Source organism: Chitinophaga sedimenti (assembly GCF_023156195.1).
GTDB classification, from domain to species: domain Bacteria; phylum Bacteroidota; class Bacteroidia; order Chitinophagales; family Chitinophagaceae; genus Chitinophaga; species Chitinophaga sedimenti.
The window spans coordinates 5,634,878-5,655,684 of record NZ_JAKUKA010000001.1 but is presented as its reverse complement, the minus strand read 5'-3'; the positions used below and the strand labels follow the sequence as shown (position 1 = coordinate 5,655,684).

The following is a 20,807-nucleotide window of genomic DNA, read 5'->3' as shown; positions in this document are numbered from 1 at the left end:
CATATACCGCCTCGTCAGTTGGCCACTTTTGTGTCGTTCAAAACATTATCAGCTATCAAATCGAATCGACATGCTTTCATCATTTACATGGGCGCAATTCACGTATGTTGTCGGATGTGGATATCTGCTCTGGGTGGCCATTGTTCTGGTGCGATACAACATCGCCAAAGGACAACAACCCGTAGACAAAACCGACCGCTCCCCTCCATCTCCTAAAAAAGTCTGGAACGTAACTGAAGTCCCAACGCCGGAAGCGACGCAGATCCGCGGACCAGAAGCACCGCAACAGTTACCGAACTACTCGCGCGATTATCAGGACATAACAGCAGATACTGACGACGATGATGACCAGCAGGAACAAAATGAACAAGAGCTGCAGGCCATTGAAAACCTGGCGATGGAGATCGGCGACCTGACCGCCAATACCGGACACGTAACAACAGAAGAACTACTACTGACAGCCGTGCAACAGGTGATCAACAGGTACCCGGAAATAACTAACGACGAGCAACGTGAAGCAATATCGAACATGATTATCCGTGCGGCCCTGCAGGATTGCGGCCTGACGATATCACTTTCAAAAGTACGCAGCCTGTGGCCTGCAGTAAGCTAAAAGCCTGATCAATGCGCCAAAATAGGTATGGGGCCGGCTACCCGGGCAACCGGAAGGTGTGTCCCCCTGCGACAAAGGGCACAGCAACGGCCGGCACTCATACCACCTTTTTTACTCCGATCAAAATCAACAGAATATGTTACTAAAATTCAGAAAGGCGATCGCCAGTGAGCTTTCGCTGCTTCGTCCCCTCCCCGCAGATTACTGTGCCTTCGGTTGCTTCCTGATCTCGGCAGCTGTCATCGCCCAAACCCAGCCTGTAAATGCAGAAGAAGGTCTCACCAACGCTTACACGGAAGTTACCAGGTATTTCGATTACGGCATTGACCTCATGTATGCGGTAGGTGCAGTCCTCGGAATCGTAGGCGCAGTAAAGGTTTACAACAAGTGGAACAGCGGGGAACAGGATACATCCAAGGTGGCCACCAGCTGGTTTGGCAGCTGCATTTTTCTGGTTGTAGTAGCCACCATATTAAAAGGATTTTTCGGCATTCAGTAACGCCGACCGCCAGTTACTGAAACCATCATAAAGCCGGACGACATGGGCCAACAGCCCGCTGGTACTGGCAACACCTTCGAAGAGCACCTTCTCTAACAGGAATTGCGGAACCGGTGAAGTGCAGGCTGCATGTGGCAAACTTACCCGCTTACTACTTGCGCGATGGCCTTGAAGGGCGCACCGCAACGGATCGGGCAACAAGCACCAACATCATGCAGAAGGCCAGTACCAGCAACGCCCGGCTAATCATTTGCGGAAAAGGCGGGCAACATTTAGTTGCACTACCGTTTAAGTCGTTTATCCTTACACGTTATTGCGCCTATCATTTACCAACCATTTATCGCCAGCCCTTCACCCATCACTATAACAGAAGGTCTGGCATCACTAAAATAATTATCAAAAATATCCGAACGCAATACAGCTATGAGTACGGTCTACGAAATCAACAGAGGAATCAATCGACCCATTGAATTTAAGGGCCTGCGAGCCCAGTACATCTGGTGGTTAGGTGGCGGGCTCGTACTACTCATGCTGCTGTTTGCTGTAGGGTACATAGCGGGGGTATCTCTTTACGTGTGCATCTTGTATACTGGAGGATTAGGGTGTGGGCTGTTCTCTCAGACATATAAGCTGTCACGCAAATACGGGCAATACGGTTTGATGAAAGCCGGTGCCTATAAGAAGATACCTCCCGCTATTTCTTGTAGCAGCCGAAAGGTATTTTTCACTCTCTCCAAAACTTAGTTAACACATGGCCTTTGCATTCCTGGCGCTGATCTTATGCGCCGCCATCCTATTGCAACTAAGAACTCCCCGGAACGAAGCTAAAAAATTGGAAGACCTGATTCCCATCTATAAAATTGAAGACGATTTACTGGTTAGCAAGCAGGGAGACATCACCGCTGTATTTAAAATTGAATTGCCCGAAGTCTTTTCCCTTTCCTCTGAAGAATATGATGGACTGCACCATACCTGGGTCAGGGCCATCCGCCTGCTGCCGGCAGGCACCATTCTCCACAAACAGGACTGGTTTACGGAGGCCAGGTACCAGGGCAAATTCGATACCGTCAATGAACCAACATTTATCCAGCAGGAAAGCGAACGTTTTTTTCATGAACGCCCGATGCTCGATCATGACTGCTATGTCATGATCACCAAGAAGGCGACTGGCAGAAAGCTCTCCAGCTCTGTGTTCACCAACCTGCTGCGCCCCTCCCTGATTCCTCCGTCCGCCCTTTCCGAACATTCCCTGAGCGAGTTTGGCGACCGCCTCGGCCAGTTTGCCAAACTGTTAAGCGATGGCGGCTGGATGAAAGTCACCAGGCTTACCACCGCCGAACTGGCCGGGTCCGAAACCGAGGTGGGACTGCTGGAACGCTACCTGTTTCTGGCCAACAAGGACGAAACACCGCTGATCCGCGACATCCACTTCAAACCCGAGATGAAGATCGGTGATAAGTACTGCCAGATTTATGCGATGGCCGATGTGGAAGACCTGCCATCGATGGCCGGCTCCCGCATCACATACGACAAATACAGTAGCGACAAAACAAAATTCTCTGTAGGCTTTGCCGCCCCCGTTGGACAACTGCTCTCCTGCAACCACATCTACAACCAGTAGTGGTGATCGATGAGGTACAGAAAACCATGAAGAAGATGGAAAGCCGCCGTCGTCGCCTGCAGTCGCTCAGTGCTTATTCTCGGGAAAACGCCATCAGCCGAGAGGCCGTGAACGCCTTTTTGAATGAGGCCATTAGCCAAGGACGCCAACCGGTGCGGGCACACTTTAACCTGCTGGTATGGACAGAAAAACACTCCGAGCTAAAAGACCTGCGCAACAAAGCCTCCAGTGCGCTGGCCCAAATGGACGCCAATCCCCGCCAGGAAATCACCGGCGCCGCACAGATGTTCTGGGGCTGTATGCCGTGCAACGAAGCTGATCTTCCCGACAACGAACAACTCGACACCTTCTGCGAGCAAGCCGCCTGCTTTTTCACACAGGAATCCTCTTACCGCGACTCGATCTCTGATTTCGGTATGCGGGTGGTCGACCGTTCAGGTCGTCCAATCTGGCTTGATATTAGTGATTATCCAATGCGTAGTGGATTGACTACCAATAGAAACAAGGCTATTTTCGGGGGCTCAGGAAGCGGTAAGTCATTCGTTATGAATCACTTACACCGATCTTATTATGAACAGGGTGCCCATATCGTTATCGTAGACGTAGGTCACTCCTACCACGGCCTTTGCAAACTGGTCGGTGGCTACTACTTCACCTACGACGAAAAAGACCCGATCAAATTCAACCCGTTCTTCATTGCTGACGGAGACACGCTCGACACCGAAAAAAAAGGAATCGCTAAAAACCCTGATCCTGACGCTTTGGAAAAGAGACGATGAATCCTTCCGCCGCAGCGAATATGTAGCCCTCAGTACCGCCATCCACCTGTACTACGTACACCTGGGCAAGCATCCCGAAGTTTTTCCGTGTTTTAATACTTTCTACGAATTCGTCCGTGATCATTACACAGAAGTAATTAAAGCAGAGGGACTTAAGGAGAAGGACTTTGATATTGACAACTTCATTTACGTACTCAAACCCTACTATGCGGACGGCGAATTCGGCTACCTGCTCAACTCCGGGGAGAAGCTGGATGTGTTAAAGGAACGCTTTATCGTATTTGAACTTGATAACGTCAAGGATCACCCGATATTATTCCCGGTTATAACATTGATTATCATGGAGTTATTCATCTCCAAGATGCGCAAACTAAAGGGAATTCGCAAGGTAATTACCATCGAGGAAGCGTGGAAGGCCATCGCCAAAGCCGGTATGGCGGAGTTTTTAAAATACCTGTACAAGACGGTTCGAAAGTTCTTCGGCGAAGCCAATGTCGTGTCCCAGGAAATCGATGACGTAATCAGCAGCCCCATTATCAAGGAAGCCATTCTTAACAATGCTGATTGCAAGATTCTCTTGGACATGCGGAAATTCTCCAATAGATTTGACGGCATTCAGGCCACTATGGGCATGCAGGACAAAGGCAAAATGATGGTCCTGTCCTTAAATAAAGCCAACGATCCTAACAGAAAATACCGCGAATTCTATGTTGACCTGGCAGGTATTGTGATGAAAGTATACGGTTTTGAGCCATCCCCCGCCGAATACTGGGCATATACCACCGAAGAAAGGGAGAAAGTAAAAGTACAAGAATACGCCGCCAAATTTAACGGCGACCTCAGACAGGGCATACGCGCACTGCTTTCAGATTTAAACAATGAGAAATGACCCAACTGGTCCGGCAAACGGATCCAGAATGTGTATTGCATATAAACTATGACTAAAATCGATAACCAATGCTTAAGATCCTTCCATTTATCGTTTTGCTGGCCCTTGCCAGCTGTTCGCAGCACGACAGTATTTCCGGCATTTACACCCACCAGCATACCGGAAAGGTTTCTGCCACCTACGATACCATCATCGTAGCCAATGTTCCCAACATGGACGCCTCCTGGTATAACATCAGGCGCCGTGCACAAATCATCTACTCCATCGACGAAGGGTCTGACAGCCTTGTTGTTGAAGAATGGAAGGGGCAGTTCGATCCTAACACCTCCGGCATTAAAAGCAGCCAGAAGGAACTCCCAGTCATCTACAACAAAGGGGACAAATCCCTGCAGTATGGCAAATTCACCTACACCAGGGAACAGTAGCTCAATATCCGGCGCCGCTACATTCGGGGCGCGCCGGACGCAGGAGAGCATCCCCTGCCATCCAATTATCAATTTAAAAACCGCAACGCATGAAAAAGTTTGTCGTGCCAGCCCTTGTGGCCCTGGTAGCCGCCTGTAAAGGTCAGCAAAAACTTGCCGGCACTTATGTCTACCAATTAAATGGTGACATTATAAAGTTTCAGGACACCCTGACCATCAAAAGAAACCCGGATGGAAAACGTGGGGAATACAAAGTGGACCGAAAGTATGATGTCTGGACCAAAAAATTCGGCGACACCACCATTTATCGCCACCACAACGGCAACTACAACCAGAAAGATTCCACACTCGCTCTGGATAACAACAAGACTCCCATACAACACCAACCAAGACAGCGGAAGGTCATCTATAATGAAAATACCTATCGCAAAATTAAACGGTAACATTTAACACAACGCTGTAAGCAGGGGGCGGCGCTTTTAATTCCATTAAAAGCGATGTCATGAAAAAGATAATGTATTGTATGATGCTGACACTGGCGCTTACCTGCACCTGTGTCCCGGCAGCACGAGCGGGAGACCCGATCACCATCATCATCAAAGAGGCGGTAAAAAAGTACTGAAAGCATTTGATCTGGCCGTGCAACGCCTGCAGAACGTAACCATGCGCCTGCAGAACATACAGAAAGGCATTGAAAACGTAATGGCCAAACTCAAACTTGATGAAATCTTTGAATGGACGGAGAAACAACGTAAACTGTTTGCCGATTACTACGATGAGCTCTGGAAAATCAAGTCGCTGATCTCCACCTTTAAAAAGACCAAAAGCATCGTGGAGGACCAGCTACAGATCGTACAGGAATATAAACGAGCAATGAAACTGTTTCAGGACGATCAGTGGTTTAGTGCCTCCCAGCTTCAATCGATGGCCGAAGTCTATGCTGGCATTCTGGACAAATCCATCAAAAACGTCGAGCAGCTCAGTCTTGTCATCAACTCCTTTACCACCCAGATGAGTGATGCAGAACGCCTTAAAGTCATAGATGAAGTAGCCGGCGCCGTAAAACATAACCTGGCCGCCCTGCGGACATTTACAGACCAGAACCTGTCGATCAGGCTTCAGAAGGCCAGGGACGGACAGGAACTCGCCAGGCTGCGTGCCTATTACGGTATAACCCAATAATAACTTTTGCGAATTGTTTGTAATCATGGACACAACAATAGACACCCACTTAAAAGACTTCTGCCGACTAATGCAGCATAAGGGCTACCATAATCGGTTTGTCATCAGTGATGCCAGCGGCCATGTGATCGATGACTTCCTCCGGCTCGGACTGTACAAATATTTCCGGCTATATCCGCCCGGTGGCGCCAAGACCAAATTGCAGCTCAACAGCTATTTGCAACATAAAAGCCAGAGCAACTACATTATGATGCGTATGGAAATTTCTTACGATGCTGACAACGGCATCAAAATCAATAAGGTCACCCTGCATCAGAAAAATCTGGCGGTAGCCAGAACCTATCGCCCGGAAATCAACAGCAGATTGTTAGGCGCCCAGATGATGATCAGCCAATTCCCCAAACCCAATATCATCAAGGATTGGCTAAAGGGAAACGGCGTTTCCCAGGTCCGTAGCCCTGGTAGCCGCTGATGACAATGTATAGAAGTAAGCTAACCACCACCCACCTCCGCATCTCCCACAACTGCCGACAGGTAAACGGATCACCGGTTCCACCACCACTCCATTTATCCGAAACTGCCGGTAGTGCTTGCAACAGCCCAGACGTGTGATGGCCTTTACCAATCACTGTAAAACACATTTTTATGCAAAAAGGTGTAATGGCCTTGGTATGCCTGCTACTTGCCGGCAGTACAATTGTAAGGGCCCAAACGCAGGCGGTCCGTCCCACTTTAAAGGAATTTATCAAACAGAAAAAAACCCAGATCGAATACCTCGGGATAAACATTGTCGAAAACCAGATTTACATCGAGCTCCTTAAAAAAGGCTATCGCATCGCAAAAGAGGGTACAGACATTATTCACCAGGCCAAAAATGGTGAATTCAATCTGCATGATGGTTTGTACCTGTCGCTGAAACTGGTGAAGTCCAAATTCAAATCTGCGGCTCCCGTTATCAGCTTCCTGGAAGACAATATCTACATAGAACAGCAAAGCAGAAAACTCAGCCGGCGCTTTCAACAGTCCGGCCTTGCTGATCAGGCAGAGGTCACCTTCGTAGTCTCCACAATGGAAACGCTGCGGTCCAAAATGAGCCAGTCCCTGGACCAGCTCATCACCGTACTAACAGACCGCGATCTGGAGATGAGCGATGATGAAAGGCTCCACCGCCTGGATGAACTCAGCCAAACTTCCAAAACACGCTCTGTCTTCATGCAGCAGTTCCAGGCTTACGCCTCGGAACTCCTTACTGCAAGACACTTCGAAAAAGCGGAGATCGAGTCCATGAAAGCCCGCTATGGACTTGACTAATTCCTTTCACAGCTAATACTGTTCAACCATGAAACGTATTAAAATCGTATTGCTTGTGCTGATCCTGCAGATGCCGCTTATGGCCATACACGCCCGGGAACACGAGGCCCAAACGCTGGCCCTCAACCTGCAGAAGCTCAATCAGCTCATCCAGATTTTAGATAAGATGTACGACGGCTACAAAATCCTCAGTGATGGTTACAATAAGATCAAACAGGTAACCAACGGGACCTTCAGCCTTCATGACCTGTTCCCCGGATGCTCTACTGAAAGTAAACCCGGCCATCAAGAAGTACTACCGCGTCATAGACATCGTGGACTATCAGCTAAAAATGGTCAAGGAGTATAAAGCCGCCTTTAAACGATTCTCCGGCTCGGGCCTGTTCAGCGAAGATCAATTGGACTACATCGCCAGCGTGCATAAAAACTTAATTGACGGCAGTCTAAATAACCTGGATGAACTCCTGATGGTCATCACCGCTAAGTCACTTCGCATGAACGATGCAGAACGCATTTCGGCCATTGACCGGATCTACCTGGATGTAGAGAAGAAATTGCATTTTCTAAGAACGTTCAACAATCAACAAAGCATGGTAGGACTACAACGCCTCGGCGACAAACAAGACATCAACAACATTAAAACCTTACACGGGTTGAAGTAGAGACATCCCCCCACACTGCCTCACATCTGGCCCGCAATAAAACATCGTTTTTATGCGAAACAGAAAAATAATAGCGGCAGCGGTGTTTCTGCTCTTGCCCACCTTAACTAAAGCCCGGGGACTTCCCGGCCATATCCGGAGTTTCCACCAGATACTGGACGATCTTTCACGAGATGCTGCCCCTGTGTGAAAAACTGCTTAATGCGTCCCGGGTGATCGCCGCATTTGCGGCCATCTTTTATATCGCCTACAGGGTATGGAAAAACATTGCCCAGGCCGAACCGATAGACTTTTACCCGCTACTGAGGCCGTTCTGTATCGGCTTCGTCATAACGGCCTATCCCCTTTGTCTAAACCTGATGGAGGGAATTTTATATCCCACGGTGGCCGCAACGCGTGCGATGGTAGATGAGGAAAACGTCGTCATCGCCAAAATGATGGAAGAAAGGGACAAACAGATCAAGGAGTCCGCCGCCTGGAAAATGTTTGGCTCCAACGATGGTGTGGGTGACAGGGACGTATGGATGGAAATGACCCATCCCGGTGAATCTGAGGGTCCATTAAGCTGGATGAGCAACTCCATGAGCTTTGCAATGGAAAAAGCGTACTACAATCTGAAGTACTGGTTCAAAAGCGTTATTGCCTTTTTGCTGGAACTGCTCTATGAATCCGCCGCCCTCTGCATCAATGCCATCCGCACCTTCAACCTGCTGATCGTCGCCCTGCTCGGGCCATTTGTGCTGGCACTAAGCGTATTTGATGGCCTCACTCATACGTTCACCGTGTGGTTGTCCCGGTATATCAATTATTACCTGTGGCTTCCCATTGCCAATATTCTCGGTGCCCTGCTCGGGAAGATCCGGGAAGGCATGCTCAAAATGGACCTGGAACAACTGGCAAATTATGAGGATACCTTCTTCACTGCCGCCGACATCGGCTACATCGTCTTTATGATCATCGGTATTGCCGCCTACTTTACCATTCCATCCCTTTCCACAATGGTGGTAAACACCGGTGAACGCTCTATGCTCACCAGCAAGGTGACCAACATGACGATCGGCACCGCCAGCCAGACCGCCAATTCCTTTGCCAACTCCACCGGCATGGCAGCAGATGCTTTCGGCAACCAGCATGTCAGAAACACGCAGGGAACAGCTGGCGCCGGCTCTAACAGCGGCTATTTCAAAGACAAACTCAACGGCTAAAAACTTTAGGCCCTGGCATGCCCAACCACCGGGCGGCCTTGGCCGCAATTATCCATTACCAGTATGCGACACCTAAAAAACATCGACTCCGCCTTCAAACACATACGCATCGTTTCAATGGTGTGGGCCGTTTGCTGTACCTGCTACGTTGCCTACGTCCACTTCCTGTATGCAAAAGTGGTGAGCAAAGACGCTGAGCGGATCTACATCCTGGCGGACGGCAAAATAATAGTTGCCTCCTCCTCTACCAGAAAGGAAAACATTCCTATCGAGGCCAAAGACCACATAAAAACCTTCCATGAATTGTTTTTTACCCTCAGCCCCGATGAAAAGGCCATCGAGGATAACATCCGCGCAGCTTACTATCTGGCAGACCGCAGCGCCAAAACCCAGTATGATGACCTCAAGGAAAAAGGTTACTACAGCTCCATAGTACGCGGTAATGTAAACCAGGAAGTGTCCTGTGATTCGGTCAGCCTATCAACGGCCTCCTATCCCTACTACTGGAGATTCTATGGCAAGCAGCGCATTATCAGGTCCAGCGCAACCCTGCTTCGCTCCATTGTTACCGAGGGCTACCTGCGCCAGACACAGCGTACAGAGAACAATCCACATGGGTTTTTGATCGAACGCTGGTCAACCATAGAGAACGAGGACCTGCAACTTTCTAAAAGATAACGGCCATGTGGAAACGTAAAAACAAAAAACCGGAACAGCAAAGGGAACTAAGGCCCGCATTGTCCAAATTTCTTGATGCCATCAAAGACCGGCAACAACGACTGGCACTGCGCCTGAACAACAAAACGGCTCATTGGACAAAAAAACAACAGTACCAATTTTTGTTTGGCCTGCTGGTGATATCAGGGCTCTTTATTATCACCAGCCTCTTTGTGAAATGGCCCAAAACAGGGCACACCCGTCCGAACAAAACCCATGTTGTATTGCCCAGAAAATGGAGTGCAGACCCGATCCCTTATAACCACCAGGACTCGGCGGTCTTTGTCGCATTCCGCAAAAACCTTAACCACCTCCTATCCACACAGGAGGGCAGAGCCAGAATACGAGCCGACATACAGCTACGGCCAGGACTTCTGGACTCGATCTACACCGCCGAGCGCGCCATTTTCCCACAGGCGCAGCCCTACGATTTATCACCATTAAACGTAAATGAAAATGAATAAGCCAGCGATCGATCCCAAAAAGCGACTGACCATTCATCTGGTCATGGGAACAGCTGCCGTGCCGTTCCTTGCTTTGTTTTTTTACCTGCTGGGAGGTGGCAAGAATGCCAATGCACAAACCTCCACCGAACAACGCAAAGGGCTCAACGCTTTTTTGCCCAGCCCGCAACTATCAAACAAAACACCCGATAAACTCAGCCTGTACAAACAGGATGACAAGGATTCCGCTACGCTGCTCAAGCAACGTAAAAGAATGAACCTGTTCGATGACAACCAGTTCAATTTCGATACCGACGAACCGGCCACGGAAGACCAGGTGGACGGCGCGGTAGCAGAGCCGTTCTCCAATAAGCCAACACCGCACAGTACCAAAATCCGTTCGTCACGCTCTAAACCACCTGTCGATGAACTGGAGACCAAACTTACCGCCCTCCAGAGAGCACTCAAAGATTCGGAGGAAACATCCGACCGCGCCCTCAATAACCGCACTGAGGCACCTGCCCCTGACCAACAGGTATTTGCCGATCTGGAATCCGCTATGGCAGCAGTCAAACAAGCCTCAGTAAGCGGCGACGGCGCCGCCAGCCAGGAACTCACCCACATGAGCGGCATGCTGGATAAAATTCTGGACATACAACACCCCGAAAGAGTCCGGGAACGACTGGATGAAAAGCAGACACTGAATGCCAAAAAGGGACTGCGCGTAGCCCCTAAGACAGATGCATTGATCATAGAGCCCGTACTGGGTTCCAAAAACAGCACCGCCCTGCCAGTCCGGACAAAACCGAATGCTTCCGATGGATTCTTTGACCTGTCAACCGGATCGGCAGACGATCCTGACCTCAGTCCCACCATAGCCGCTGTTGTCCACGATGACCAGATACTTGTCAGCGGGGCCACTATCAAAGTTCGTATCGAGCAGGACATCTACATCCGGGACAAACTTATTCCTAAAGGCACCTTCGTGTTTGGCAACGTTAGCCTTAGCGGCGAACGCCTGCAGGTCGCATTCACCACGGTGCGATATCAACAAACGATCTATCCGGTATCACTTACCGCATACGGACTGGATGGACTTCCGGGTATCAGAATTCCCGGATCCATGACCCGCGATGCGGCCAAGCAGGGCACCAACCAGGCCATTCAATCTATCGGACTGGCTACAATGGACCCGTCGCTGACCGCACAGGCCACCGCTGTCGGACTTGAAACAGCCAAGAGCCTGTTGACAAAAAAATTCGCCTGGTCAAGGTCACCATCAAATCAGATTACCCCATTCTGCTCAAAGACGCTAACGACGGCAAATAGCCGACAATTATCAATTCTTCAAAAGCCAATTAATCATGAATCGCAACATACTTTTTTCCTGCACACTTGCTACTATATTTTTAAGCCTCACCATTGTCACACCCGCCAGAAGCCAGGCTCCGCTGACCACCAACGCCAGCCAGATCATCACCACCCGCCTGCCCATTTCCACGCAGCGCACCACGGTGATCGTCTTTGCAGCCCCCATCTGTGCCAACGGCGTTGACAGGGGCAATAACTGGATACTTGCCAAAACCGCCGATGGTGTTAACAATGTCCTGAAAGTAAAAGCCGCACAGGATTCCGCCATCTCCACCAACCTGACTGTTTTTACCACCGATGGTCGGGTGTACCGGTTCGATGTATACTTCGATGCCATCACCAAAGACGACTTCCGGACTTTACCGATCTGAGCGAACGAGCTGCCAGCGATGGCGTCCACTTTACCGTACGCAGGCTCAACGAGGCCACAATCACCGCCGGTCTGAACCACGTAGCCAGTCTCAAACCGCTGCGCCGCAAGCCTGCAAGCAAAAAGGCTGGCGGCATGCAACTGCGTAACCGGGGCGTATTTCTTTCAGACGGTGTCCTGTTCTTTAAACTGGAAGTAACCAACGACTCCCCGGTAGCTTACGAGGTGGACTTTGCCCGTTGCTATCAGCGCGATCGCCGCCAATCCAAACGTACTTCCCGACTGGAAAAAGAAATCACGCCTCTGCAGACCAACGTACAACCAGGCCTTGGAGTAAAGGAATTATCCGGCGCCATTCCCATTGTATTTGCTTTTGAAAAGTTCACCATCTCAGACAGCAAATATTTCATGATCGAGCTATTTGAGAAAAATGGCGACCGCCACATGAGCCTTAAGATCAAAGGAACTGACATCCTCAAAGCACGTCCCCTGCTGCTGGCCAGATAGGCCCACATCTACCCTGGCTGATAATTGAACTATTAAACAATCTAATCATGGATCATACAAACAAAGTCAAATTGGAACTGGACGCAATAGCCTTGCGCCACTATCAGAACACTTTACATAATCCGCAGATTGTTAAAGATCGCAAATACCTCAAGAACCTTGTCAGCCAGTACGATGAGGTCCTCAACAGTTTCAATCCTGCAACGCTCAATAAAGGCGAACAGGCCACATTGTACCTGATGGAGGTGGACAGAAGGAAATATCAGAAAGCATACGATGATCTGGGCATTGGTCGTAAAGTGTTAAAAGGAGCTGCCGAAATAGCTGGAAAGTCAGTATACAAAGCACCACAATCCGTGGGAAAATTTCTGAACAAGGACCTTAATGACACCCTGAGAGGCGCAATGGAAGGCATGCCGTTAATTTTTAAACTGCCCATTGCTGTGATCCGATTAGCAAGCGCTGTGACGGGGATGGTCTTAGTAACTGCCGGCAACGTGCTGCACAAAGGTTATGATATGGTCACCGCTCCCACTCCTGGAAGCGACAGCCTTATCCCCAAAGTGCCTCCAGGAACCCAGCAACAAATAGGTACTGGACAGAGCCAGAACCGAAAGCAATCCACCGATCCGAGCCTATCAAACAACCAGTCACAAGGCAGTACCCCTACCAATGCTAACCAGCAGTCCAACAACCAGCAGCAACAAGGGATACCGCCTAATCAACCAGGGACATCAGCAACTCCCACCAACACAATCCCGGCATATAGACCTGACTAACGGATCTATTCAGCCAGAAGCGCCAAGAACCAATACCAGACTTCCTGACCCGGGAGACCGTAACCTTTCCCGCAGGCATTAATTCACCAGAAAACTTTTACATCATGGAAAATTACACCGATAGTATACTGCAATATTTGGAAAAGGCATATAAGTACGCCGGCTTCGATCGCACCGACGCGGCCAAACAGCTGCGTGAACAAGTAGCAGCGGGCATTACCGAGCCTCAAATTATTGTACGAGAGCAACACGACCACACCCGCATGAAATATACCCTCAATACCAAAATTGGGGAGAAAGCAGGGTTTTATAACGGAATGGACGTTGTCATCATAAAGGGCATGCCGCCTGCCTTCGTAGCAGACGGCATCGATCTGGTTGAACTGGAACTCAGGCTTGCAACTCCTCCACGGATATATAATAGCAAGACCCCAGATCCGGAAGCATTCGCTGCCGCCAAACAGCGGTATGAAGATGACCTGCGTAACGATTTAACCAACTTATATAAGATTGATAAAAATATCTTCTACCGTCTGGCCGTGCTCTACAAAGAAACGTTCGATCCCCTTATCCGACCCGAGGACAGAGAAAGAGTGGACGCCGCCATTCAGACTTTCTACGACTCCTACCAGATAAGAAAACAACGGTTCCCGGCCGATCTGAACATCACCAAAGTAGAAGCCTATAACCTGATGGACAGTGTCAGCAGGCCAAGGGCTGTGTTTAAAACCTACTTTGTAAATGACAATCATGCCAACCTGCAACCTGCCGGAAATGCACAGGCGGAAGAACATGCAATTGCACTGGCATCGGCCCCCTTCCAGGGTGAAACCCAAACTTCGCAAACGAAGTCCAACTGGCTAAGATTTAATTACCCGGAACTCAAAGAGGGTTACAATCCGGAAAAGGGAGAAAAACTATTTGATGATTATGGCAACCGATACTACATCAAAAGGGCGAGTTCGATCTCCGTGAAGTACTCCGTCGCTTTGATTTCCCCAACCTTAAAACAGAAGATCAAATTGAAGCCATTGCCAAACTGCTGGAGAAAGGCAACTATGTTCAGATGCCACACAACGTGCCCAACGTGGGGGATATCTTTATTTATGCAAATCCTGAAGCAAAAACCATTCATATCATCAATGATAAAGGCGTCTACCAGGATCACGACCTGTTTTTAACCCAGCAGGCCCGCGAACAGCGTCAAGCCAATTCGCAGAAAGTCGGCAGGCCCAATGCCATCGACGATCTGGATAACGACCTGTTAAAAAAACGACCAGAACCATCCCAGGATCAGGAGTAATGAACGACCAAGCCAGGGCCAAAAACCCACCTGATGCCACGCTTCAGCATCAGGTGGCCCTCACGGGCCCATACACCACCGGTCCACCGAAAGGACTATAATCCCGGATCACAAGTCGCGGCGTGGTCATGGCCATTAATTCAACTCACTAAAGATATCAGGCATGGATAATCGCATTTCGCATAGCCGTCCCTTTGACCACTAACAATACGCTAACATGGACAATCATCAATTTCTGACCTGCATAAATTTTAACGATAGTATTACCCGTAAACCACACCAAAAATTCCCCAATAGTCTCATCACCTACGCTACAGTGGGAGACGCGTTGCAGGAAATTCTTGGATTTGTTGCCGACAACTACCACCCTGTAAGCGCCAGAAAATGTAATCTACCCGTCTACATCGAAGCCGCGTCCATCTGCAGTATGATGACCGCAGAACCGATAGTCTGGTTAAAGACCCTTCATAGTGACCCTACCCAGGACAACCTGACCACCATCAACCTCTCTATAAATCCCAAGTACACTTACATTCATGAACTCGGTGCCATTACACAGCATGCCAGAAAGGACGACAACACAGGAGAAATCCTTGTCCCCCTCTACCTGCTTGCCCCCGACATAATATTTTGTTGCATTCCGCAGAGTTTTTTCCATTACGCACCACCATGACCACGCTGTTGATGCAGCGACCGGAGAACATCAACCCCAATAGCTATGCTGCCTCATTTGTCGGCGCCAAGCTGGACGAATCCTTTGTTGCCGGAAAAAACGTAGATACTCCCTACGTTTTCGTCCGACATCACTATCCGACGCCAATGGATGCCGTTGCCAAACTGCTGCTGACCCCTTCAGCCTATTTTGATCAACTGGCAGGCTATCAGCAAGACCTCCCTGTTCACTATTACAGAGCATTCATGGGCTACTCCTCTCCGACTTCCCAGTTAGCCACTATAACACTGGCTCCTATGGAAGATGCATTATCAAAAGCACAGGCTGGAAGATTTTTGCATTTTTTAGAAGGGGTTGACAAATTTGAAAAACACACCGGATTTCTTGTGCGCCAGTTAGAGAGCAATTGGGAAGGAGAAACTACCCTTAAACTTGATTACTGGCGGGAAACCAGTCAGTCCAACCTGAAGCCGACACCCGCCTTTAATGCCATCCTTAATGGATTTGAAGCAGAATATGAGCGCGTTAAACAGGCATACCGGTACTATGCGCTGGTAAGATCAAGGCCCAATCCCGACCAAATCTTCAATAGCCAAAATGCTGTTGTGGCAGATAACATAGACTATCAGTACAGCAAAACACCACTATTCCCCTTTTTGTACCTGTTAAACCTGAGAACAGAACTGGTAGATCCCGACATCGTGGCCAAAGTTGGCGCAGATCACCATTACTCAGAGTTGAAGGTCATGAACAGTATGGGAGAATGCCTGCTCGATATCTCCCTGGATAAGCAAGGACAGAAATTCGGTCTGCCAGGTGTTTATCTCGGATGGCACAAAAACCTTATGGATAACCCTGACCTTGCCAACCTACGCATGGACGTTCTGGCACAAGGTGCCGCTGTACACAGACAGCCAATCGGCGACATGCTGTACAGCCAGATCGGCGCCTATATAGATAGCGGACTTCAGGTAACACCAGGCGTCCTTAAATTTTTTGACGAGGTATCGTACCTGACCTACAGGGAACAAACAAAATTGCGCCCGGAGATCAAGTTTGCGGCCATTGACCGCGTAAATCCGGAACACCCTTATGTGGCCACAGTAATATGGATTCCAGCAGAAGGGGCGGCAAGCGATCATGAAAAATATTTATGGTCGGCCGTCAGCTTTAACGACCCTGTAAGCGCATTGAAAGCGATGGAAGCGGTTCCCATGCAAGCCTATACCCGGCTGGATGCACCCAACCAGGATGTAGGCTGGAGAGTCTATAGCGTTAACATCACCACCCAGAATCCGCAGCAAGTACTCATCGGCAGATATAAAGAAAATGCCCACGATCCTACTCCCAGTTATCACTACGAGGTCCATGAGTTAGATGAACGGCTTAAAACCGCCTGGTATGCCATGATCACAGCAAAAAAACCCTTTGACCAGCAAATCAATCCATCCCATCCAAAAGACCAACGGGCCAATAAGCCGCACACAAGAGCCCCCGAAAGGACAGTGGGAAAGGTAAATCTCCTCCCAAATAAGGAGATTTTATTAAAACAGTACCCGCCGCCAGCTCATTTATTCATTTATCACTACAGGGTCTGATAAACATCCTGCCCAAACTGCAACACATGACTCATTATCCGGAAAATTATTTGATTTATACTGCTGCTGTCCCTGTGGACGGCAGAAACATTCCAAGTGAAGACAAATTTAACCTCGAGCAAAAGACCGGCCTCCATCATGCGCTTTGGTTTATGTTTTACAAAGACATCGAGCGTTTTCATCCGACTACGGCCAAGGCTAATAATTCCGACTTTTACCTCGAGCATGCTGGCATAGTCGACCTCGCCACTTCCAGAACACTGCTGTCTATCTATCGTCCAGAAGCTGGTGAGCAACCAGGGGCCGCCATATACCTTAAGCAACACGCCGGCGCCCGGGCCAGCATCCTAGAACCCATATTGGACAACGTAGTTCAACACAACGGCATAACCGGTGAAATGCTCATTCCTATTTTCAATTTCGATCAACAGCGCAAAAACATGCTGCCGACCGCTGAATTCAATGCCCTGCATCAAAGAATAGTAGAAATGATCCTCAGTAAAGACGCCAAACTCAATCGCAATGAGTTTGAAAGCCACCTGATAGGCCGCTCATTTATAAACAATTCGCCTACCAATAATCCAACTGACGGCGCCCGGATCGTAGAGCAACACAGCTTTCAATATCTCCGGCATGCCACCGAGCACTTCCTATCAACCCCCAGCACTTATTTTGACCGCGTAGCAGTACAGAAACAACAATTGCCAGTTATATACCATACTGCGGCACTTGTTATCAACACCGATTTCCCGCAACCGCTGGCCAAGATCATGACCACATACGACCACCCCAAAATCCCCGCTGGCAGGTATCTGACACCACTACAGCACCCTGATGCTTTTAAAAATCTTACGGGCGTGGACATAAGACCATTACTTCGCGGGGAAAGACAGGAACAATGGCACAAAATTGATACTCATCTGGAAACGAAGTTATACAGCCTTAAACCCGAACTGCCACTTATCAGACTGCAAGCTGGTTTCCAGCAGCAAACCTTTACCTATAATGTAGAAACCAGACAGTCACCCAACCCTGATGTATTAAAGCCAGTCTCTGAAGACCAGATCCACGACACCATCCACCACTACCATACCGACTCCTTTGCGATGGCCAAGACTAACTTTATGCAGACCCTGCCGGCCAGTATGGACGAAGCACTGGTAAAAAGATGGCACTTGATCACCAAACACTCTATGCCCGCATTACCAATGCTGATGGCGCCCCTTTGATGGAACTTTTACTGGATAAGGAAGGAAGCCGTTTTAAGGCGCCAGGGGTATATCTTGGAGTAGCTGCTGAACTGCTTAGTGATGATGAGGGCAAATATGTAAAATGGGGAGTGCTTAGTTCAGGGGCAGCAGTCTTTGAGCAGCAACAGGGCAAAATATTATACACGCAGGTAGCAGCTTATGAAAACGGCCAGTTAAACACAACCGCCGGATATAAACGCTTTTCCTCAGAAGTTCGGGATGACCTGATACTTAATATATGGACAACAGAATGTGGCGACATGGAACCTACCCAGTCCAGAGTATCTGCAAAGGACCGCTTCGTTCTCAGTTTTAGTTATGAAGATCCCAAACACGGATCTACAGATGACGCTCCTCAGTTTTATTCTTTTATAGGTTTTAAGACCCCGGAAGCGGCATTTAGAATGCTGGATCGTTTTCCCGATCAAGTCTTTACAAAACTGGTAGCAGATAGCCACAAGTTACCGCTCCGCATGACCGACATACGCCTGTTCCAGGATAGTAAAATAATCGCTCACAGGACCCAGGATGCCTCAAAGGGGCCTGTAGATTACCAGATACTATGGCATCAGATTGACCTTCGTGCTCACGAGGCTATAAAAAAGGAATGTCAAAAGCTCCGCGATTTTCAGGCTGAAGCAATCAAGCCGAAACGGCCGGAAAGTAGGGGCAAATCAAATACCCACCGGGAGAGAAAAAGAAGTGAGCCAGCACAGAAAACAAACAATAAAAAGCGCCGCCCCGGTGGATAACGCTTTACCGTAAGCCTTCCCCCACTACCATACAGGCTTTAGTTCATCACATACTGCAAAAGCGCCGACCACCCGCCGCATCATTTATCACAATGACGCCAAACCGCTTTTATGGACCGCTATCTTTTGATGGTAATATTTAACTCAGTAGACAATAATAAGCCAGCATCACAACCGGTACTTACCAAAAATTCGGCAAGCCTTCATCTGGCGCTCAAAGATTTACACCAAATACCGGTAGATCAGTTTCACCCGAACACCGCGCGCCACCAGGGCCACAAGGACTTTGTCAGGGAGGCGACCATCGTTGACCTTTTGGAAGGAAGAAAGGCTCTTTCCACATTTATCCGACCCCGTGGTGAGGAAGGCCACGAGAACAGCAGCGTATTTTTGGTGGTTGAACCATACACGCCCTTTTCTGCCTTGAAGCTGCCCAATTTCATTACCCCGCACAGGGAATCAATGGACATTCCTATTATGCTGGAATGGGTAATGCAAAACCCCGAAGGATACATGGAACTGGGGCATGCCTATTTTCAAACCTTTCAGTCAGTGCTGGACAACACCATTCACAACTACAAAGTACTCAACCCGATGGTTTACAGCGTAGACCTGTTAGGTTTCGTCCATGATGACAAGCCTGTCAAGGACCTGTCTGAAAGCAACCATTTTTTTACTATCGAACATTTCTTCGATAACCCTGTACCTGCCTTCAATCACCTTGTACAATTACCTGCCGCACTTTTTGACTCCATCAACATTCCGGCAAAAGCCGGGTTCCATTTCGTTGACGCGGCTATCAGAAGCCGGGAAGCCCCTGACTTTGCCATTGCCCGCTCTGTATTGGTAGAACCTGGTCAAAAAGACCATGCATTGCCGTTCCTTCCTGAAGGACGGTTTCTCAAACTGCATGAGTCAATGGCCGGTCTTGCCGCGCAATTTGGGTTTAAAATAATCGACCATCCATCTGATCCGAAAACCGAAACCAAATTTCTCATGATGGACAATTGGGAGCCAACCACTAGCCAGCTCACCGCAGTACAGGGAATCGAAGCGCCCAAACACCTGTTAAAGTCGGTTAGCAATGACCAGTTAAAATCCTATGAACTCAAGGTTGAACTCTCTCCTGCCACGGACCATTTAAGGGCGGAATTGGGTGCCGCCGTCACCCGTTTCTATCAGTCGAAGGATTTGATACAGCTGCTTTATACCATGACCTTTGACACGCTGCAGACGGCAAGTGTACCAGAAAATGGCACCCAATTTCACCTCCGGAATGCCCACATTTATACTCCTTCAGACCGGGAAATCTTTTCGCTGGTACCTGGCACGGACCTGCCTGCTGGCATCAAAACCTCCACCTACCTTGGCATTGACACCGATCTGGGAGGTCAGCATTCACTTCTTGGCCCTATCGGTCACCGCCAGCTATTAGATGATTGCGATCATCATGTTGCTCACCAGGGAAGACTTTTCGCGCAGGTCAGCCGGGAAGTAAATGGCACTCGCCAGTTTACCGAGGGCTATGTAAAATTCGTCTACAACTTATTTGCAGCCCATACCTCCAGCCGGCTGGCATTGCCCGATGTCTCCCAGGTACGGGTAACGCCGTCCATTATCCCGGACCATAAGCTGCTCGTTAAGCTCGACTGGTTGGCCCCCGGCGCCACCCAGTCCAACAGCCATACATTCGGCGTCATCAATGAACAGCATCTGCTGCTACGACTTGACTGGCTGAAGGCCACCAACATCATTGGCTCCATTGGCGCCGATCGCCCTCCACTGCTGCTCATTGGGATAGACGTGATGGATGCCGACTCCAAAGACATCGTGGCAAAAATCAACAGAGAACCAGGTG

At 49.1% G+C, this 20,807-nt stretch carries 25 protein-coding genes; all 25 read left to right on the top strand.

The annotated features are described in order from the left end of the window. Positions 1-133 precede the first annotated feature (133 nt). Positions 134-613 (top strand): hypothetical protein, encoded by a 480-nt coding sequence (locus tag MKQ70_RS32515; protein WP_248079152.1) that lies wholly within the window; start codon positions 134-136, stop codon positions 611-613. A 136-nt stretch (positions 614-749) separates the two neighbouring features. Continuing rightward, positions 750-1,112: a DUF4134 domain-containing protein gene (locus tag MKQ70_RS32510; RefSeq protein ID WP_248079149.1), complete on the top strand. Its 363-nt coding sequence runs from the start codon at positions 750-752 to the stop codon at positions 1,110-1,112. 423 nt (positions 1,113-1,535) lie between these two features. Beyond that, positions 1,536-1,856 carry a DUF4133 domain-containing protein gene (locus MKQ70_RS32505; protein ID WP_248079147.1) on the top strand — a complete coding sequence of 107 codons (321 nt, stop codon included), beginning with the start codon at positions 1,536-1,538 and terminating at the stop codon, positions 1,854-1,856. A 7-nt stretch (positions 1,857-1,863) separates the two neighbouring features. Further along, positions 1,864-2,733: a DUF3875 domain-containing protein gene (locus tag MKQ70_RS32500; protein ID WP_248079144.1), complete on the top strand. Its 870-nt coding sequence runs from the start codon at positions 1,864-1,866 to the stop codon at positions 2,731-2,733. A gap of 2 nt (positions 2,734-2,735) precedes the next feature. Continuing rightward, positions 2,736-3,512 carry a TraG family conjugative transposon ATPase gene (locus MKQ70_RS32495; RefSeq protein ID WP_248079142.1) on the top strand — a complete coding sequence of 259 codons (777 nt, stop codon included), beginning with the start codon at positions 2,736-2,738 and terminating at the stop codon, positions 3,510-3,512. Then, positions 3,430-4,401, top strand: a complete 972-nt coding sequence (locus MKQ70_RS32490; protein WP_248079140.1) for a TraG family conjugative transposon ATPase — start codon at positions 3,430-3,432, stop codon at positions 4,399-4,401. Before MKQ70_RS32495 ends, MKQ70_RS32490 begins: the two co-directional genes overlap by 83 nt. A gap of 68 nt (positions 4,402-4,469) precedes the next feature. Next, positions 4,470-4,826 (top strand): hypothetical protein, encoded by a 357-nt coding sequence (locus MKQ70_RS32485; protein WP_248079136.1) that lies wholly within the window; start codon positions 4,470-4,472, stop codon positions 4,824-4,826. Positions 4,827-4,915: 89 nt separating this feature from the next. Further along, positions 4,916-5,269 (top strand): hypothetical protein, encoded by a 354-nt coding sequence (locus MKQ70_RS32480; RefSeq protein ID WP_248079134.1) that lies wholly within the window; start codon positions 4,916-4,918, stop codon positions 5,267-5,269. 76 nt (positions 5,270-5,345) lie between these two features. Beyond that, positions 5,346-6,008, top strand: coding sequence for a protein regulator of cytokinesis family protein (locus MKQ70_RS32475; protein ID WP_248079129.1), 663 nt, complete (start codon positions 5,346-5,348; stop codon positions 6,006-6,008). Between the two features lie 13 nt (positions 6,009-6,021). Then, the gene (locus MKQ70_RS32470) at positions 6,022-6,480 is read left to right on the top strand and encodes a hypothetical protein (RefSeq protein ID WP_248079126.1); all 459 of its coding nucleotides are present in this window, start codon (positions 6,022-6,024) and stop codon (positions 6,478-6,480) included. 173 nt (positions 6,481-6,653) lie between these two features. Further along, the gene (locus tag MKQ70_RS32465; protein WP_248079123.1) at positions 6,654-7,319 is read left to right on the top strand and encodes a hypothetical protein; all 666 of its coding nucleotides are present in this window, start codon (positions 6,654-6,656) and stop codon (positions 7,317-7,319) included. A gap of 28 nt (positions 7,320-7,347) precedes the next feature. Beyond that, positions 7,348-7,668, top strand: a complete 321-nt coding sequence (locus tag MKQ70_RS32460; RefSeq protein ID WP_248079119.1) for a hypothetical protein — start codon at positions 7,348-7,350, stop codon at positions 7,666-7,668. Beyond that, complete coding sequence (locus MKQ70_RS32455; RefSeq protein WP_248079116.1) at positions 7,652-7,981, top strand: hypothetical protein; 330 nt, start codon at positions 7,652-7,654, stop codon at positions 7,979-7,981. The genes MKQ70_RS32460 and MKQ70_RS32455 overlap by 17 nt, the downstream gene beginning before the upstream one ends. Positions 7,982-8,112: 131 nt before the next feature. Further along, positions 8,113-9,186: a conjugative transposon protein TraJ gene (gene traJ, locus MKQ70_RS32450; RefSeq protein WP_504909809.1), complete on the top strand. Its 1,074-nt coding sequence runs from the start codon at positions 8,113-8,115 to the stop codon at positions 9,184-9,186. A 63-nt stretch (positions 9,187-9,249) separates the two neighbouring features. Further along, complete coding sequence (gene traK, locus MKQ70_RS32445; protein WP_248079110.1) at positions 9,250-9,864, top strand: conjugative transposon protein TraK; 615 nt, start codon at positions 9,250-9,252, stop codon at positions 9,862-9,864. 5 nt (positions 9,865-9,869) lie between these two features. Beyond that, positions 9,870-10,367: a hypothetical protein gene (locus MKQ70_RS32440; RefSeq protein ID WP_248079107.1), complete on the top strand. Its 498-nt coding sequence runs from the start codon at positions 9,870-9,872 to the stop codon at positions 10,365-10,367. Continuing rightward, the gene (gene traM / locus MKQ70_RS32435; protein ID WP_248079104.1) at positions 10,360-11,901 is read left to right on the top strand and encodes a conjugative transposon protein TraM; all 1,542 of its coding nucleotides are present in this window, start codon (positions 10,360-10,362) and stop codon (positions 11,899-11,901) included. Before MKQ70_RS32440 ends, traM begins: the two co-directional genes overlap by 8 nt. Next, complete coding sequence (locus tag MKQ70_RS40285; protein WP_308199293.1) at positions 11,861-12,088, top strand: DUF8473 domain-containing protein; 228 nt, start codon at positions 11,861-11,863, stop codon at positions 12,086-12,088. Before traM ends, MKQ70_RS40285 begins: the two co-directional genes overlap by 41 nt. Next, complete coding sequence (locus tag MKQ70_RS40280; RefSeq protein WP_308199580.1) at positions 12,040-12,594, top strand: DUF4138 domain-containing protein; 555 nt, start codon at positions 12,040-12,042, stop codon at positions 12,592-12,594. The genes MKQ70_RS40285 and MKQ70_RS40280 overlap by 49 nt, the downstream gene beginning before the upstream one ends. Before the next feature lie 47 nt (positions 12,595-12,641). Then, a complete protein-coding gene (locus MKQ70_RS32425; RefSeq protein ID WP_248079102.1) occupies positions 12,642-13,373 on the top strand; it encodes a hypothetical protein in 732 nt (243 codons plus the stop codon). 104 nt (positions 13,374-13,477) lie between these two features. Beyond that, positions 13,478-14,554 (top strand): hypothetical protein, encoded by a 1,077-nt coding sequence (locus MKQ70_RS32420; RefSeq protein ID WP_248079099.1) that lies wholly within the window; start codon positions 13,478-13,480, stop codon positions 14,552-14,554. A gap of 438 nt (positions 14,555-14,992) precedes the next feature. Continuing rightward, positions 14,993-15,349, top strand: a complete 357-nt coding sequence (locus MKQ70_RS32415; RefSeq protein WP_248079096.1) for a hypothetical protein — start codon at positions 14,993-14,995, stop codon at positions 15,347-15,349. After that, positions 15,346-16,947 carry a hypothetical protein gene (locus MKQ70_RS32410; protein WP_248079093.1) on the top strand — a complete coding sequence of 534 codons (1,602 nt, stop codon included), beginning with the start codon at positions 15,346-15,348 and terminating at the stop codon, positions 16,945-16,947. Before MKQ70_RS32415 ends, MKQ70_RS32410 begins: the two co-directional genes overlap by 4 nt. A 26-nt stretch (positions 16,948-16,973) precedes the next feature. Further along, the gene (locus tag MKQ70_RS32405) at positions 16,974-18,176 is read left to right on the top strand and encodes a hypothetical protein (RefSeq protein ID WP_248079090.1); all 1,203 of its coding nucleotides are present in this window, start codon (positions 16,974-16,976) and stop codon (positions 18,174-18,176) included. After that, entirely contained in the window at positions 18,116-18,949 is an 834-nt protein-coding gene (locus MKQ70_RS32400; protein ID WP_248079087.1) for a hypothetical protein, read from the top strand. Before MKQ70_RS32405 ends, MKQ70_RS32400 begins: the two co-directional genes overlap by 61 nt. Positions 18,950-20,807 lie beyond the last annotated feature (1,858 nt).

What these genes read in the sequence shown, in the direction of transcription:
- MKQ70_RS32510 (WP_248079149.1), top strand. Translation starts at nt 750, where the DNA reads ATGTTACTAAAATTCAGAAAGGCGATCGCCAGTGAGCTTTCGCTGCTT.
- MKQ70_RS32505 (WP_248079147.1), top strand. Translation starts at nt 1,536, where the DNA reads ATGAGTACGGTCTACGAAATCAACAGAGGAATCAATCGACCCATTGAA.
- MKQ70_RS32500 (WP_248079144.1), top strand. Translation starts at nt 1,864, where the DNA reads ATGGCCTTTGCATTCCTGGCGCTGATCTTATGCGCCGCCATCCTATTG.
- MKQ70_RS32485 (WP_248079136.1), top strand. Translation starts at nt 4,470, where the DNA reads ATGCTTAAGATCCTTCCATTTATCGTTTTGCTGGCCCTTGCCAGCTGT.
- MKQ70_RS32480 (WP_248079134.1), top strand. Translation starts at nt 4,916, where the DNA reads ATGAAAAAGTTTGTCGTGCCAGCCCTTGTGGCCCTGGTAGCCGCCTGT.
- MKQ70_RS32465 (WP_248079123.1), top strand. Translation starts at nt 6,654, where the DNA reads ATGCAAAAAGGTGTAATGGCCTTGGTATGCCTGCTACTTGCCGGCAGT.
- MKQ70_RS32460 (WP_248079119.1), top strand. Translation starts at nt 7,348, where the DNA reads ATGAAACGTATTAAAATCGTATTGCTTGTGCTGATCCTGCAGATGCCG.
- MKQ70_RS32455 (WP_248079116.1), top strand. Translation starts at nt 7,652, where the DNA reads ATGGTCAAGGAGTATAAAGCCGCCTTTAAACGATTCTCCGGCTCGGGC.
- traK (WP_248079110.1), top strand. Translation starts at nt 9,250, where the DNA reads ATGCGACACCTAAAAAACATCGACTCCGCCTTCAAACACATACGCATC.
- MKQ70_RS32440 (WP_248079107.1), top strand. Translation starts at nt 9,870, where the DNA reads ATGTGGAAACGTAAAAACAAAAAACCGGAACAGCAAAGGGAACTAAGG.
- traM (WP_248079104.1), top strand. Translation starts at nt 10,360, where the DNA reads ATGAATAAGCCAGCGATCGATCCCAAAAAGCGACTGACCATTCATCTG.
- MKQ70_RS32425 (WP_248079102.1), top strand. Translation starts at nt 12,642, where the DNA reads ATGGATCATACAAACAAAGTCAAATTGGAACTGGACGCAATAGCCTTG.
- MKQ70_RS32420 (WP_248079099.1), top strand. Translation starts at nt 13,478, where the DNA reads ATGGAAAATTACACCGATAGTATACTGCAATATTTGGAAAAGGCATAT.
- MKQ70_RS32410 (WP_248079093.1), top strand. Translation starts at nt 15,346, where the DNA reads ATGACCACGCTGTTGATGCAGCGACCGGAGAACATCAACCCCAATAGC.
- MKQ70_RS32405 (WP_248079090.1), top strand. Translation starts at nt 16,974, where the DNA reads ATGACTCATTATCCGGAAAATTATTTGATTTATACTGCTGCTGTCCCT.
- MKQ70_RS32400 (WP_248079087.1), top strand. Translation starts at nt 18,116, where the DNA reads ATGGCACTTGATCACCAAACACTCTATGCCCGCATTACCAATGCTGAT.